Annotated in this window: 23 protein-coding genes and 1 pseudogene; 3 read left to right on the top strand and 21 right to left on the bottom strand. The window is 49.2% G+C overall.

The annotated features are described in order from the left end of the window. Positions 1–97 precede the first annotated feature (97 nt). From M1F05_RS22395 to M1F05_RS22790, 13 genes are all read right to left on the bottom strand, one after another. Positions 98–376, bottom strand: a complete 279-nt coding sequence (locus M1F05_RS22395) for a hypothetical protein (RefSeq protein ID WP_042847162.1) — start codon at positions 374–376, stop codon at positions 98–100. A gap of 56 nt (positions 377–432) precedes the next feature. Beyond that, a complete protein-coding gene (locus M1F05_RS22390) occupies positions 433–777 on the bottom strand; it encodes a hypothetical protein (protein WP_042847164.1) in 345 nt (114 codons plus the stop codon). A 105-nt stretch (positions 778–882) separates the two neighbouring features. Then, positions 883–1,143 carry a hypothetical protein gene (locus M1F05_RS22385; RefSeq protein WP_042847166.1) on the bottom strand — a complete coding sequence of 87 codons (261 nt, stop codon included), beginning with the start codon at positions 1,141–1,143 and terminating at the stop codon, positions 883–885. A gap of 30 nt (positions 1,144–1,173) precedes the next feature. Beyond that, positions 1,174–1,410 (bottom strand): hypothetical protein, encoded by a 237-nt coding sequence (locus M1F05_RS22380; RefSeq protein WP_042847168.1) that lies wholly within the window; start codon positions 1,408–1,410, stop codon positions 1,174–1,176. Continuing rightward, positions 1,407–1,676: a hypothetical protein gene (locus M1F05_RS22375; RefSeq protein ID WP_042847169.1), complete on the bottom strand. Its 270-nt coding sequence runs from the start codon at positions 1,674–1,676 to the stop codon at positions 1,407–1,409. Before M1F05_RS22375 ends, M1F05_RS22380 begins: the two co-directional genes overlap by 4 nt. Positions 1,677–1,726: 50 nt before the next feature. Further along, positions 1,727–1,930 (bottom strand): hypothetical protein, encoded by a 204-nt coding sequence (locus tag M1F05_RS22370; RefSeq protein WP_042847172.1) that lies wholly within the window; start codon positions 1,928–1,930, stop codon positions 1,727–1,729. A 63-nt stretch (positions 1,931–1,993) separates the two neighbouring features. After that, a complete protein-coding gene (locus M1F05_RS22365) occupies positions 1,994–2,434 on the bottom strand; it encodes a hypothetical protein (RefSeq protein ID WP_042847174.1) in 441 nt (146 codons plus the stop codon). A 208-nt stretch (positions 2,435–2,642) separates the two neighbouring features. Continuing rightward, positions 2,643–2,846 carry a hypothetical protein gene (locus M1F05_RS22360; protein WP_042847177.1) on the bottom strand — a complete coding sequence of 68 codons (204 nt, stop codon included), beginning with the start codon at positions 2,844–2,846 and terminating at the stop codon, positions 2,643–2,645. A 9-nt stretch (positions 2,847–2,855) separates the two neighbouring features. Further along, on the bottom strand, positions 2,856–3,161 hold the full coding sequence (locus tag M1F05_RS22355; RefSeq protein WP_162762190.1) for a hypothetical protein: 306 nt from the start codon (positions 3,159–3,161) through the stop codon (positions 2,856–2,858). 75 nt (positions 3,162–3,236) lie between these two features. Further along, the gene (locus M1F05_RS22350; protein WP_237072366.1) at positions 3,237–3,722 is read right to left on the bottom strand and encodes a hypothetical protein; all 486 of its coding nucleotides are present in this window, start codon (positions 3,720–3,722) and stop codon (positions 3,237–3,239) included. A 164-nt stretch (positions 3,723–3,886) separates the two neighbouring features. Then, positions 3,887–4,405 carry a hypothetical protein gene (locus M1F05_RS22345; protein ID WP_042847185.1) on the bottom strand — a complete coding sequence of 173 codons (519 nt, stop codon included), beginning with the start codon at positions 4,403–4,405 and terminating at the stop codon, positions 3,887–3,889. Between the two features lie 170 nt (positions 4,406–4,575). Continuing rightward, positions 4,576–4,875: a hypothetical protein gene (locus M1F05_RS22340; RefSeq protein WP_042847189.1), complete on the bottom strand. Its 300-nt coding sequence runs from the start codon at positions 4,873–4,875 to the stop codon at positions 4,576–4,578. Between the two features lie 75 nt (positions 4,876–4,950). After that, positions 4,951–5,277: an HD family hydrolase gene (locus tag M1F05_RS22790; RefSeq protein WP_370661374.1), complete on the bottom strand. Its 327-nt coding sequence runs from the start codon at positions 5,275–5,277 to the stop codon at positions 4,951–4,953. Positions 5,278–5,375: 98 nt separating this feature from the next. Between M1F05_RS22790 and M1F05_RS22330 the strand changes: the two genes are divergently transcribed. Next, positions 5,376–6,544, top strand: a protein-coding gene (locus M1F05_RS22330; protein ID WP_094963266.1) for an IS3 family transposase whose coding sequence is annotated in 2 segments (ribosomal slippage) — positions 5,376–5,625 and positions 5,625–6,544 — 1,170 coding nt in all. Because the reading frame shifts where the segments join, the coding sequence is not laid out codon by codon here. 12 nt (positions 6,545–6,556) lie between these two features. Here M1F05_RS22330 and M1F05_RS22325 read toward each other — a convergent pair. From M1F05_RS22325 to mobI, 8 genes and pseudogenes are all read right to left on the bottom strand, one after another. Then, a pseudogene (locus tag M1F05_RS22325) lies at positions 6,557–6,760 on the bottom strand (hypothetical protein); the annotation flags it as partial. Between the two features lie 177 nt (positions 6,761–6,937). After that, the gene (locus M1F05_RS22320; protein ID WP_042847192.1) at positions 6,938–7,315 is read right to left on the bottom strand and encodes a hypothetical protein; all 378 of its coding nucleotides are present in this window, start codon (positions 7,313–7,315) and stop codon (positions 6,938–6,940) included. A 205-nt stretch (positions 7,316–7,520) separates the two neighbouring features. After that, positions 7,521–7,778 (bottom strand): class I ribonucleotide reductase maintenance protein YfaE, encoded by a 258-nt coding sequence (yfaE, locus tag M1F05_RS22315; protein WP_080750913.1) that lies wholly within the window; start codon positions 7,776–7,778, stop codon positions 7,521–7,523. Positions 7,779–7,959: 181 nt separating this feature from the next. Beyond that, positions 7,960–8,256 carry a hypothetical protein gene (locus M1F05_RS22310; RefSeq protein WP_042847195.1) on the bottom strand — a complete coding sequence of 99 codons (297 nt, stop codon included), beginning with the start codon at positions 8,254–8,256 and terminating at the stop codon, positions 7,960–7,962. A 202-nt stretch (positions 8,257–8,458) separates the two neighbouring features. Then, entirely contained in the window at positions 8,459–8,878 is a 420-nt protein-coding gene (locus tag M1F05_RS22305; RefSeq protein ID WP_144139060.1) for a hypothetical protein, read from the bottom strand. Between the two features lie 116 nt (positions 8,879–8,994). Further along, positions 8,995–9,216 carry a hypothetical protein gene (locus M1F05_RS22300; RefSeq protein WP_191901263.1) on the bottom strand — a complete coding sequence of 74 codons (222 nt, stop codon included), beginning with the start codon at positions 9,214–9,216 and terminating at the stop codon, positions 8,995–8,997. 844 nt (positions 9,217–10,060) lie between these two features. Beyond that, entirely contained in the window at positions 10,061–10,549 is a 489-nt protein-coding gene (locus tag M1F05_RS22295) for a hypothetical protein (protein ID WP_042847204.1), read from the bottom strand. 68 nt (positions 10,550–10,617) lie between these two features. Next, entirely contained in the window at positions 10,618–11,049 is a 432-nt protein-coding gene (gene mobI, locus M1F05_RS22290; protein ID WP_042847206.1) for a conjugative transfer protein MobI(A/C), read from the bottom strand. 1,013 nt (positions 11,050–12,062) lie between these two features. On the opposite strand from mobI, the gene M1F05_RS22285 reads away from it, so the two are divergent. After that, the gene (locus M1F05_RS22285; RefSeq protein WP_042847207.1) at positions 12,063–13,088 is read left to right on the top strand and encodes a ParM/StbA family protein; all 1,026 of its coding nucleotides are present in this window, start codon (positions 12,063–12,065) and stop codon (positions 13,086–13,088) included. Between the two features lie 16 nt (positions 13,089–13,104). Then, positions 13,105–13,635, top strand: a complete 531-nt coding sequence (locus tag M1F05_RS22280) for a hypothetical protein (RefSeq protein ID WP_237072363.1) — start codon at positions 13,105–13,107, stop codon at positions 13,633–13,635. Positions 13,636–13,648 lie beyond the last annotated feature (13 nt).

The raw sequence follows: 13,648 nt of genomic DNA, 5'->3' as shown, positions 1-13,648 counted from the left end.
TGGCGAACAAGGGGGTTGTTTTCACATTTAAAAGATAGGTCACCCCCTCCAATGCACTGGCATTACTGTGTTTGAGAGGGAATGTACGTTTGACGAATTATTGAGTCTGTAACGCAGCGACTTCCGCTCTTGTGGCAAGGCGCTGACTACCAAACAACCCCTTGATCAGAACAGGTTTCTCTTTTTTCCATCCCTTGATGGAGTTCAAGCCAAACGGCTTCGGCTTGTTGTGATTCCAGCTTGCGATAACACTGGTCTCATTGACCTCGACGATCAGGACAGGGTGTACAGACACGGTGGGAATATTCGTGCTCCCCAGTTTGTGGCGAGTGATAGACCATACGGTATCGCCCACCTTCAGTTTGCTAATGACCATAGCAGAGTTCCCGGCAGATAAAATGAAGCCGCCCGCAGGCGGCTGGTGGATGGACGTTAGGAGTTAACCCAGCTGGTGGTTTGCTCCAGCGCGAACTTAACGATGTCACATTGGTAAACGTGCCCCTCGTTAGCATCGTTCGCGATCTTAGCGCCGATAACTTCAGCCACTTCGTAATACCAGATGCCCGGCCCTTCTTTCCCGGTGAAGGTCTCATCGCACTCTTCAACGATGTCGATAGCCAGTTCACGGATCCAATCGGCACATTCGATTTCACCACCACCAGCAACGTTGAAGTCGATACGTTCCTGCGCGGTGTCATCATTCACGATGAGTGGGACGCGGGTTTCGTTGAAGCTGCTGAAGATGAACATCGCGACCAGAGTTGGGTTCAGAGACATGGTGTATCCTCGTTTGTGTTATCAGTTGTTGGACTTCCAGTATCCACCAGCACCAACCGGTGACGAAGGCAAAAGGATGAAAAAAACATATTTATTACCGCTGCATCACTTGAGGGTTACCGCAGTTCCGATATACAGCATGCCGCCGTTCAGGAGTGGTGTTGCTTTAACACCGTACACGGCATTCGCCTCGCCATTTGACGCCTCGGATGCAGCCGCACTTAATTCCTCCAATGCGACGCGAGCTTGCCTTGACGGTATCACTCCCCGCCTATTGGCTTCAAAATTAGCGATGACTTGAACCATCCCATGAATTTTTTGTATGGCATAAATATCAGGAATGAGATCGGTTGTAAGTATCAGCATTGTTCTACCTCACGCGACTTGATTCACTCGCTACGCAGCGGGTGGAACTTCTTTAACGACCAAGATCTCAACTTCAGCGCCCTGTTCCTTTTGCGTTAACTCGACACAGCGCAACGCCGCAGATTTTGCAGAGCACCACGAGTGCGCATACCAGTCACGCTCTCCAGTTCGGCAGGCAACAGCATGGGTAGCTTTCCACGTCAGTTCCGCTTCTTGCACTTTGCCATTTGGCAGTGTGCAGTAAAATTTGCGCAGCCCCTTTTTCATTTGTCACCGTCCTGTTGGGCAATACCCAGAGCTGCGATCTCTTTGCGAATATGGTCAAAGCCAGCCCCAGTATTCACATCATAATCACTGACTACCGCATTCAGCACCTGTACCTGTTCGGCTGGAGTAAGGGCGCGTTCCAGGGAAAGGTCAGAAGCAACATCCGCGACGTTTTCGAGCGTCAGTGTATCGATGGCAATCATCTGGCCTTCTTTGAAATTGCTCATCAGATAATTGATCAGGTACTCACGAGTGCCGAAATTCATACAAATTCCTCAGATTGGGAAATTAGCCCCCGTAACCGGAGGCGATACAATTACGCTCGACGGCAATATGCCTGTCTGAGTTTAAAGGCTTCTTCAGCAAGATTGAATGCCACGTTAGCCGCTTCGCTATCCCTCGGCCCCGATGGACGGTTATTGTCCCAAAGGGTAGATGCCACACCCGTAAGCGCGCTTGCCAAGAGTGAATCGAAAACAGCTTGTTCCTCGTCAGAGGTGATGATTATCTCATATCCCATTATTGCCTCGTTATTGGTATAGGGAAGGGGGAGTGACCGCCGGAGCGGTCAGTCGTCAGTCAATTAAGCTGCGAGGAACGTGATCTCATACGAACTCAGTTTATCGTCACGTTCCATGCCTTCAGTCAGCGCGATGATTTCTTGCCAGAGGGCTTTGGTCTTCTCACCGCCACCTTCAACCATGCCATCGACCTTCAGGTAGCGTTCTGGGTGGGTGACGGTCAATCTGCGCTTCACGGGATCCCAGCCACTGTAATGACTGATTTGAATATCGATATCCGCCAGCTTTTCCGGCGCGGTACGTTTGAGGTTAAGCACAGCATCGAAGGTAAAGACAATACGGTCGTTATTGTCTTCGGTGTCGTACCAGACCGTGTAACGAGGCTTCTGACGCACACCGCGACCGGAGCGACCCCAATTGGTCGTGTGCTGACGGATGGATAGCAGGGTACGTTTATGGGAAGTGATACCTGCGTAACGTAACAACTCAGCTAAAGTATGCATCGGTTTTCCTCGTGTTATTTGTTTTGTTTACTCATTAAATTCTCACACGACCCGAACTGCTGACGAAGTGAATCACGATAAAAAATACGCGCCCTTTCATCCCATTCCCCAGGAAAACCAGAGCCAAACTCTTGGCCGCAAAATTGGCAAGCAGACATACCCCGCTCGACGCGCGTTCGGGCAGGGTATCGAGTTTTGAAATGGCTAATCAGTGTAGGGATTTCACCAATAGGCCGTTATCGCGGGCATGTATTAGCAAAGCATTGTGCCGTGACTGTACATCTGCCAAGTCACTTACGCTGCCGTTAGTGATCAGCCAACCATTGGTGCCTGGGGTGCTGTATTGCACCATGCGCTTGCCACCCGCCTGAGTGTAACGGTGTGCGCGCACCTCTATACCCTGAGGAAACATACCTACCCCCTAACTTCGCTCAATGAGGAATTGCATAGCATCATCGTTGCTACGCAGAACAACGTCTTTGTGCTCCACCCACTTGAAAGCACCGTTACTGCATTGGACAGGATCCCTGACAATCAGCGAACCATCAGCGCCAATGACATACTCATACCCAGCTTCTGCAATTGCTAAGCGATAATTGGAAGCCACCAGCATTAACAGTGTGTCGAATACTCCAGAGGCCAAGGCTTTTTTAGCGGCTTGAATGCGTGCCGATGTTCCGGCGTTTGGTTCCAACTGCTGAATACGCGTTGCATCTTCCAGGAGCATTACGATCAGGCCCTTCAGTTCGTCAATCATGGAGGTAACTCTCAATGCAGGGTGCCCCGAAGAGCACCGAGGGTTTTATTCAGGCTTGAAGTCCGAAGGGACGACAACGCGGAAAAAATCGAAGTCCTGCACGGTGGCCTTACGCATGTCATCCGATGGGGTGATCAGCTGCGGCTCCATAGACAGGCACGCACCTAACTGCGGCTTGCTTGCCAGAACGCCTAAGATGTTCGGTTGCTCAGGAAAGGTATAACCAAATGTGTGGCCGTTCTTGACCCAGTATGTACCGTTGATTGCGCTCATCGCTTTTGTCCTTACGCTGGTGGATCTGTGGGTCAGATAATGGTTGATGGCACGCTCAACGAACGAGACCGGCAGACCACTGCCATGCGCCAGGCGCTGAGTGTTAGAACGAACCAGCTCACGCTCATAACCAAAGCTGCTGCTGTAGTGGTACCACAACGTGCGACCTTTCTTGAACAGGTCGGACTCGTTTGCTATGCGCATGAACTGAGCCGGAGTCTGGCTCGGGCGTTTTGGTTTTTGGTTGATAGCGTTCATAGTAATGACCTCGATAACTGTTATTCGTTTTGTTTACTGCCTCTAAAAACAGTATCACCCACGGGTAACCGCTGACGAAGCGAATCGAAGGAAAAAAAGATATTTTTTTGAGAGGGGAGGGCAAAACAGAATGGGGGAGATCCCCCCATAGTTTAGATGGCGTATTACCGTTCGGTAATGCTGGTGGCATTTTGCATTCCGGAAAGTTTCACCCAGGCCATAACTTGTTCTTTGTCCAACTGGCCGCTCAGGGTGATGTAAGCCGGAGCGGCAACCAGGAGCGAATTACCGATAGAGAAATGGACGTTCACATCAACGCGGGACGCCCAAGGTATAGCAAACCAGAACACGGCATCGAATGGGGAGTGGATATTGATGCCATGTATCAGCTTCACTTCCCAGCGAACACCATATTCACCTCTGATGCCACGATAGAGGTGACCACGATCGCAGGCCCAGTCATCACCATCTACGTCACGCCAGATAAGCAGTTTATCATCTACAGCCTTAACGCTAGCCCCATAACGGGATAACAGATTCAGGATGGCCGCTGGTTCCTTAGCGAGGATGCTTTCAAGAACCACTCGCGAATCACCACGAACCTGTGTCACCGTCACAGTATCGTTTTCACCGAACCAAACTTGATGACCACTTTCTGCCAGGTGAGCAATCAGATTTAACATTGTAACTCCATGTGTTAATTATTTTTGTGTTAATAGTTAACCATGACCTTTACCGCTGACGAAGTTAAAAGGACGACAAATTTGGAAGGTGTTAAAACGGGGATTAATTGCAAAGAGATTGGCAAACCACATCATGCTTAGGTCTGCCGATATGAATGGCGCAGCAGATCTCAGTTTTTGCAGTCGAGCTTTTTGACGAGCCAGCGCTGAACCGGGAGGGTCTCTAACTCCATTTCAATGGTACATCTCTGGTCTGCAATGATGGCTTCATAGGTTAACGTGTCTTTAGAAACCGTACCCTGGGAAATGAAAATCTTTGCATTTGCTAAATAATCAAATGCAACCTTGCGAGCGATGTGCTCGTTCTCTTCGTTCAGATGCAGTTTTGGCAACTCACCCTCAGCCGTAGTAGCTTGAGCCAATGTAGGTAACGCAAGGGTCAGCGACAATAAAATAAGCAATCTTTTCATTGGATATTAACCTGTTGGGATTATAATCTGCCGAAGCATATCATTTCTGATATACCTCGGTTCTGTTTTTTTGGGTTATCCGCCAGGGTAAAGCAACTCGAAACGTTGAAGGAAAGCAACGCGGGCTTCCTCCGCCGGGAGAAGTCGTAACCCCATCAAATCCGCTGGTGGATATTTAGCGGGATCCGGAAACGCCTGGGCACCATGTCGGCCGAACATACTCATTTCAGTTGCGAGCATACGCAAATCAGCCACTTTCACCTCCGGCGACTCCACCAGCGGCAAACCATACTTTGCTCGAATAGCGCGATCGACACGACCTTCGATTTCACGGTAGTCCGGCAAGCGCGCTTTAAGAGGGCTGCTCACATCACCGCAGTATGCTTCACTGGCATCATGCATCAAGGCTTCGAACGCAAGATGCGGTTTGTAGTGGTTTAATAAATTTGGCCACCTGAACAGAGGTGATATGCTCACCTCAGAACAACACAGGTGCCTTAATGAAAAAACGAAATTTCAGTGCAGAATTCAGACGTGAATCAGCCCAGCTGGTTGTGGATCAGAACTATACAGTTGCAGATGCCGCGAAAGCCATGAATATCGGGCTTTCCACCTTGACGCGGTGGGTAAAGCAATTACGGGACGAACGGGCAGGCAAAACACCGAAAGCATCCCCTATCACGCCGGAACAAATTGAGATACGTGAGCTGAAGAAAAAAATTCAACGTATTGAAATGGAAAACGAAATATTAAAAAAGGCTACCGCGCTCTTGATGTCAGACTCCCTGAACAGGTCTCGGTGATCGGGAAACTCAGAGCGCATTATCCTGTGGCCACTCTTTGCTGCGTGTTCGGAGTTCACCGCAGCAGCTATAGATACCGGGAAAACCGGCCTGACAATCCGGACGGCAGGAGAGCCGTATTACGTAGTCAGGTTCAGGAGCTGCACGGCCTCAGTCATGGCTCAGCAGGTGCAAGAAGTATCGCTGTAATGGCAACACACAGGGGCTTCCGGATGGGACGATGGCTTGCCGGACGGCTAATGAAGGAGATGGGGCTGGTGAGCTGTCAGCAGCCTGTTCACCGGTATAAACGTGGCGGTCATGAACACATTGCTATCCCGAACCACCTTGAGCGACAGTTCGCAGTGACAGAGCCCAATCAGGTATGGTGCGGCGACGTAACGTATATCTGGACCGGTAAACGCTGGGCATACCTGGCCGTTGTACTCGACCTGTTCGCAAGGAAACCCGTGGGCTGGGCAATGTCATTTTCTCCGGACAGCAAACTGACAACCAAAGCGCTGAAAATGGCATGGGAAATACGAAATAAGCCATCCGGGCTCATGTTCCACAGTGATCAGGGTAGCCACTATACAAGCAGGCAGTTCCGACAGTTACTGTGGCGATACCGGATAAAACAAAGTATGAGTAGGCGTGGTAACTGCTGGGATAACAGCCCGATGGAGCGCTTCTTCAGAAGTCTGAAAAATGAGTGGGTGCCGGTGACCGGCTACATCAGCTTCAGTGAAGCAGCCCATGCAATAACGGATTATATCGTCGGGTATTACAGCGAAGTCAGGCCGCATGAATATAACGGTGGATTACCACCAAACGAATCAGAAAACCAATACCGGAAAAACTCTAAAACCGTGGCCAATTTTAGTTGACCACTACAGTTCAACCAAATGGCTGACCAGCACGCAATGCTGAGCCACGCTGTAATGCTGATCCAGGTGACCGGTAAAACGACAGATATTGGACAGAGCCGTCGCGATATCCTCAATATTAATCGCATCAGGGTTGATATCTTGGAACGAAAAACGTTTCCCGCTGTGGGTCAGTATCCAATCCGGGGCGGAGCCTTGTTTTACTTGTACGTGCATAGCTGCCAACAACTGCGCCACCAGCGACCGCTCCAACACAGTCAAATTACCAGACGTATCTGCCTGAAGGAATTCAAGCTGCTGTTTAGTGTACTTCGGCAAAGTCATCTTCTCTCCGATTTCATAAACGCTTTAACGCGCAGATTTTAAAGCCAACTTGTAACGGGTCTTTACTGCTTACTGACTGATTTTGCTCTTCTGAATTTGTTGCCAGGCCTCAATCTCTCTTTGAGAATCAGCATCCATGTCACCGGCCTGCAATGTGATTTGTTCCTCCAGAATGGAATCGAGATAGAGGTGATAGCGAGCACGCCGCTGTATACGCATAACAAAGAGAGCAAATACCAATACCCCACTACCGATCAGCGAGAAGGAAATGGCTGGGAGTGATGTCATCGGCATAGAGGAACTGCCGTCGTTAATCCACATAGACAGCTTTACCACCAGCACCGCAATGACCAATAGAACTACTGGGCGCATGATTGGGCGAATGGTACTGAAGCGGTCATCCCGGATGGAAAGGAGAACACCTTGAGAGGGGTCGTAGAGTGCCATCGTAAATACTCCGGTTGTTAATCTTAAAACAAAGCTAGCACGGTGCATTTGGCTGACGAATAGCGAGCGGCCACAGTAGAACGTCTTTTTTGGGTAAGTGAGAGCGCTTGATTACGTATGAGAGATACCAGAAAAAAACGCCACTGTTGCTGGTGGCGCTTAATCATATCGTGTATGAATTATCGAACGGAACAGACGGAAGCGATTAGATATCCAGCTCAACGTCAGTTCGGGGACGACAACAACAAGGCAACACTTCGCCTGGATTCACAAAGGCCAGGGGCTTAGTCACATACTCCACCGTACCGGCCAGTAAAGACACTCGGCACGAACCGCAGTAACCTTCCCGGCACTGATACTCAACCACAATGCCTACTGACTCCAGTCGTTCGAGGATGGTACTCACGTCGCTGGTGGCTTCAATCCGCTTTTTGCTATGTACTGCATGGATACACCCAGACATAATTCCACCCTATGTAGTGATACTGAACCAAGGGATCTTAAAATGTGCTAAAAACGCCTCAGCGGCTCCCAGAGGCGTTTCTTTGTTTCCAGTGCAATCGTATGTGGATTTAAATCAAAAAGTCGCCCTGAGACGTTTTCATGGCGAATGAGAAGGGATCCCGATCCTTCTCCGATCTACTTTACGACGCCGTGGAGCGACTCACGGCGTCGATAAAACGTTTTTCCCCAACACCAAACAAGAACGAGTCCAGCGCTTTACGGCCCGCTAACTCAGCCCCTTCCAATGCCGTTGCCAGGAAGTCGATCGGGCACACCATGCGGCCAGACAGCTTATGGGTGACCACCAGGTGATGGTCATTCATGGAGCGGGTAACCAGAAACTCTACTTGTTCACCATGTACCGATCGGCTGAAGCTCGCTTCCACTGAAACATGCGCATAACCATTTGCCGTTTTTACCTTGCCTGCCAACTCCATACGCTTCTCCTGTGTCGTTTTCTTGTCTGTGGTCAATCCTACCACCAAGCACCCTCCGACAAAGCGGGATTAACACAACTTGCCAGCGATTCTCTCGGCCAACCCCTCACAGGAGAACAACAAGTTATTTTCCTGTTCACGGTTCCCAAAATGAAAAAACCGCCCAAGTGAAGGCGGTTTCAAATCCAGCATATTGCTCGCGTTATTCCTCGGTCAGAGGCTTCAACGAGAAACGCCCAATCCGGGTATAGCGACCCAGATAGAACCCGACGAACGAGCTCAACACCACACACATGGTTCCAGTAAACCCAATTGGTTCATGCAGTACATGCTGCTGAATGTTCATGATCGCCCACATGCAACCGGCGTAACACAGAAAACCAGGAACGGATACCAAACGTTGCTCTCCGTTTGTCAATGGCCTTAGCCACCCATACACCGCGCAACCAAATAAAGCGAAACAGATAAACAGGCTCGGAAACGCTCCATCAGCCAGGGCATTCATCCCCGCCACAACCAGAAACAGTAACGATACGTTAAACCAGTACAGAGATCCCGGTGCCGGTATTTTAGTGCCAAACAATCCAGACTCACTCGGTGCCTTTGCCGCTTCGATGCTCATGCTTACCCCTCGTTGATTGTTAGTTCGTGATCGGCCAATCCAATCACTTGAGCCCTCGACATCCCCCACGGATAACGAGAGCAAAACTCAGAACTTTAAAACCCTGCCCAGCCTCATCACCAAATCGCGATAAAGCCACTTTCTTCGCCCCCGACAGAGTGACCCACCTTGTGACACAACATCACCAGATGAATATTAAGACCCATACGCTCCGTGACGAAATTGCTTAACGAAGCCAATGATGAGTATCCAATTTCGTCACTGAATGCCTTGCCCGCGAAATCACAAAGTAACTTCACCAAACCTATCTCATCCACCAGCGCCAGGCTCAACGTCAACGCAACTACCTCTGTGCGCTCTCCCACCCCAGATGCTCGTTGCGCCGATCGCTCTGTGGCAATTCCGCCGCATCCGACAAGCTCGGCTCCACACTTTTCAACAGCGTGAACTATGGGGACCCCCAAAACTCTCCCTCAGGGCTTCCTTCTCAAATAACCGGGTGGAAAGCTGAACCCTCTTTCACACCCGAGAAACGACTCAAAGAGTACGGGAGCCAAAAAAATCAGGCAAAGGTTATCGGCCTCGTTTTGCGCCCGTTTTGGGACGGACTCAAAACCAAATCCGTTAACACCCCCAGTGGAATAAACCGTAAAAAACCCCAAAACCCCCGGAGGAAACTCACTCCAAAAATCCAAAATGCATTCACACCCCTCAACAACCCCCGGAGGAAAATCATTCGAGGCATCCTGCTCATCTAAACCTCATACTGAACCCGCCATCCGCGACCCGCGAAGTGCTCTAACTCAACACCCTAAACAATCCCACCCATATCATTGCCCGCAATCCCTGAGAAAAAACAAAGCGCCATTTCCGTACCTCATTCTCACTTTGTTTACCCGAATTACATTCACATCGAGAACAAAACAAAAACAAAATCGCTCCTTCTTGTTTCGTTTACCTTCCCACCTTTCCCGATCGCAAATAGTCACCGCAAAAAAAACAAACCCGGCCATCCCGAATTCATTCTTGATACCCCAGCGCCCGTTGAAAGCCCGAGAGTCGCCTAAAGGCTCACTAACTGATCGCCTGAAGGCTCACTTTACAGAGGGAGACGTGTTTAAAATTAGGCGTAAAAAACCGGGACGGTGCCCGGCTTCAGATGTGCTATGGCGATGCGTTAAGTTAGCTCATAGAGGCAAGCTCATGGATTGGCGCGCTCATATTGAGAGACCAGCGGGAGACCTTGTTCTCAGCATCAACTTGATAGCTGACCAGGAACATGTAAATCCCGAAGCACAAGCGTGAAGGCTCAGTGAAGCCCAGCATGCATTTCGATTCCCTCGCCCCGAACAATGCCATCACCTTCAAGAGAACGTCCTGATCCCATTCATCAGCATGATGGATATACACCAGAGTGTTGCGTTGCAGACCCTTCGCAAATACTTCAAGTGCAGCCAGATCACTATTGGTATCAGCCAACACCTTAACGGCCGCGATCTTTTTGTGATTCGCCATTGTCATTACCGTTTCGACAGTACCGTCCAAAACTTCATGGGTCGCCTTTAGTCCCCAAAGTAACTCTTCGTGTTTTGTACCCAGGTTGCGGGTGAAATTTGCGCACACTTCACTGATTGCAATTGTTGCGTGTCTGTTAACGTTTTCGTGAGACATTCTCAACATTCCTCTTGAGTTGATTTTAACCATACCGGTCGTTTTGTTTACGCAGCTATAACCCCACGCTAAAGCTGCTTCCTACTCTCTGTTATCCGCCGGGATAACAGCTGGCGAATTGCCCGGTTCTTTTTCATCTCAGAACGGATCAAACTCAGCTGCGGTTCGTAAGTAACAATGAGCGTCAATTCACGGGGTGTAGCATCCGTGAAAACTTTCGCTGGATAGCTTTCCCCTTTGTTCACTTTCAAATACTTCGGAACCACCCTTGCAATTTCCCCTCCCGCCTTTCGCAATGGAGTCATCCTCGCCCAGCGGATCCGAACGGATGGACCCTGCTTAACAACGTTGAATGAGTAATGCGCTTTTTCACCACCGGCCGTTGCCAGCTTCCAAAAATCTTCTCTCAGCGTCGTTGCTTCGGCAGTCAAAACATCAGCCGATCTGTCCAAGGCTTTGACGCTTTCCTCCAGATGCTTGATGTAGCTTTCCACATCCATAGAGTTACCCTCACTTTAAAAATTCAAAAAGACCAAAAAAACGGAACCCCTATTATTACCCCACATGAGATCTCTTCCGGCTAAAGCAAAAACACCCTAAATAGGTTCAAAAACTCAGCCCCCCCAAAAAAAGCGGTAATATTATTACGCCGCCTTAGTGATCTCATGGACTGTTTCTCTTCTTTTGCACTCTCATGGCGAAAAGAAAGGCATCAGAGTTGTTGGGTGAACACATGAAAATACCTTTTTGAGCAAGACTGCGATTTTGGGGGGCAAAGAGGCTAAATCACTGCCTTTTAACTAACCCCGTATATAATATGGCAGCAGAGTGATCTTGTGGCATTTCCCTTGATTAACACTCTTATGGCGAAAAGAAAGGCATAAGAGTTCAATAGTCGTTACGTAATCCAGTCACCAGGCACACTAAGCACTAAAACAGCACATCAACTCAAGGTTTTTCGTCCCCGAAACGAGGCGCTTTTCCGGCTTGCGATCGAAATCGTCCCATCAAAATCTATCCTGGTAACAGCCGAAACATCGTGGAAAAGAGATGAAGATTAGCAGGTGTTGCCACTCAAAATAATTTGGTTCAATCGGTGAGTTTCTGACCTGTATTTGGGTTAGTTAATTTCGTCAGCGGTTATCCCCATGATAAAACGAGAGGGGTAATCCGTACCAAAAACAAGAATTATTTTTAAGTCGATAGCCCTGATTTACGGCCATATCTAGCCGTAAATCAGGGATAAAAAAGGCCATGAATGAAGGCTAAATCTGGCCTTAAAAATTGGCTAAATATAGCCGTAAATCATGTCCTTTTTCGTCCTCGTTTTGTCGATGAAAAAGGATGTTTTGTGATTTTCGAATGGCTATGATGTGCTCCGATTGTCTCGGGGCGAACGAATTTTTCGGGGTGATATCTCGACTGTCTCACTTTGTTAGCAGCATGAAGTGGCAAGGATGGGGGGGACGGAAGGGTATCACAAGCTGTAATTGTGTTAATAAAAGGTTAACAAATGAGTAAGAAAAACGCGATCGTATGTGGTGTGGACATTGGTTATAGCAACGTCAAAATTGCGACTGGCGATGCTTTTGCTTCTGTACCAGACGTCTCAATCTTCCCAGCGTATGCCACCACGGAAGAAGAAGAGGATGTAAATCTGGTGAAGCGCAATCGTGACCACGAAGTCACCGTCTACCCGAACGGAAACATGTGGCGAGCATTTACTGATCGTCCAGATGGGCGTGAACTACATGACAGTTATCACACCACGGAAATGTACTTGGCGCTGTACTTTGGCTCGTTGGCAAAAATTGCCGAGAAGGTCGGTAGCACCATTGACCTGTTGGTAACTGGTTTGCCTGTAAGGCTCGCCAGTGATGATAACGAGCGCTCCAAGTTGGTCGCCAGGTTGACAGGTACATTCACGATTAATCCGTCCACAAAAGTGACGGTCAAGCAAGTGATGGTAATCCCGCAAGGTGTTGGTGTTATCAACGATGTCGCGAACCGCGAAGGCTTTATCAGTGAAGATGAACTGTCAGAATCTAATATTCTGGTCATCGACCCTGGTTTTTTCTCGATGGACTATGTGGCCTTCAGTAATGGTAGCCGCGTGATGGGCTCCAGCGGCTCTTCACTGAAAGCCACCAGCACGATCATTGAAGGAATTGTTCGCACTCTCAATGAAGAAAACCCGCATGAGCGGCGTGATGATCTTCCTGAAATGGTCGAAATTGCGTTACGCAAAGATGCGGCTTCGTTCTTCAATGGTGCCCGCCACATTGAAGTAAAACCGCTGCTAAGCAAAGTTATTCCGCAAATCGCTGGTGGCGTAGTAAAAGAATTGCGCAAAAATGTCCGTGCGTTAGGGGCTATTCACATCATTGTGACCGCTGGTGGTGGAGCTCCTTATTATGAGCAGGCCGTGCGCGAAGCGTTCCAGAATGCCCGTATTGTAACGAGCCCAAATCCGGTCGCAAGCAACGCAATTGGCTTCTGGAACTACGGCGTTGACACCGTCATCTACGGTGACGAATAACGGATAAGGATACGTAATGCAGTTACGGGTGACGATTAATGACATTCTTTGTCCCGAGCTCGCTGCGTACCTTGAGTCCTGTCCACCAGGCAAAAGAAGTAGCGCACTGGTTGCCCTGGCGAACAGGGCTTATCTTGAAGGGTTAGGGCGTGAGGCAACGCCCAACATCTACAAGAAAGGAAAGGTAAGCGAGAAGCCGCGCTCACAAAAATTGGCAAAAGGAGGAAAAACAGGGCAGAATATTTCGTCGCCGGTGGGGACCGGTCTACAATCGTCTTATTCTGAAAACCAACCTGAGTTAGCAAAGCAGCAAGTAGCTCAGCCGTTGGCATCAAAAGCAGTAGAAGCAGTATCCGTTATACCAGGAAGCAATATTGAGTCTTCGGAGCCGCGTGGGGCGGTGTTGATGAAGAGCGAGGCAGGAAGCGAAAATACATTGTCGGTATCAGTAGATACTCAATCTACTGAGAGGGATACCTATGTTAACGCTGAAAAATCGATCCATACAGAGACCGCGTTGCCGCGTAAGCGGTTCCGCTTAGGCTAAGCCACTCTGTTGG

The sequence above is a fragment of the Providencia sp. PROV252 genome, from assembly GCF_033676005.1.
Taxonomy (GTDB): domain Bacteria; phylum Pseudomonadota; class Gammaproteobacteria; order Enterobacterales; family Enterobacteriaceae; genus Providencia; species Providencia vermicola.
Note: the sequence above shows the minus strand (reverse complement) of the source record. Positions and strands in the feature narration are given on the sequence as shown.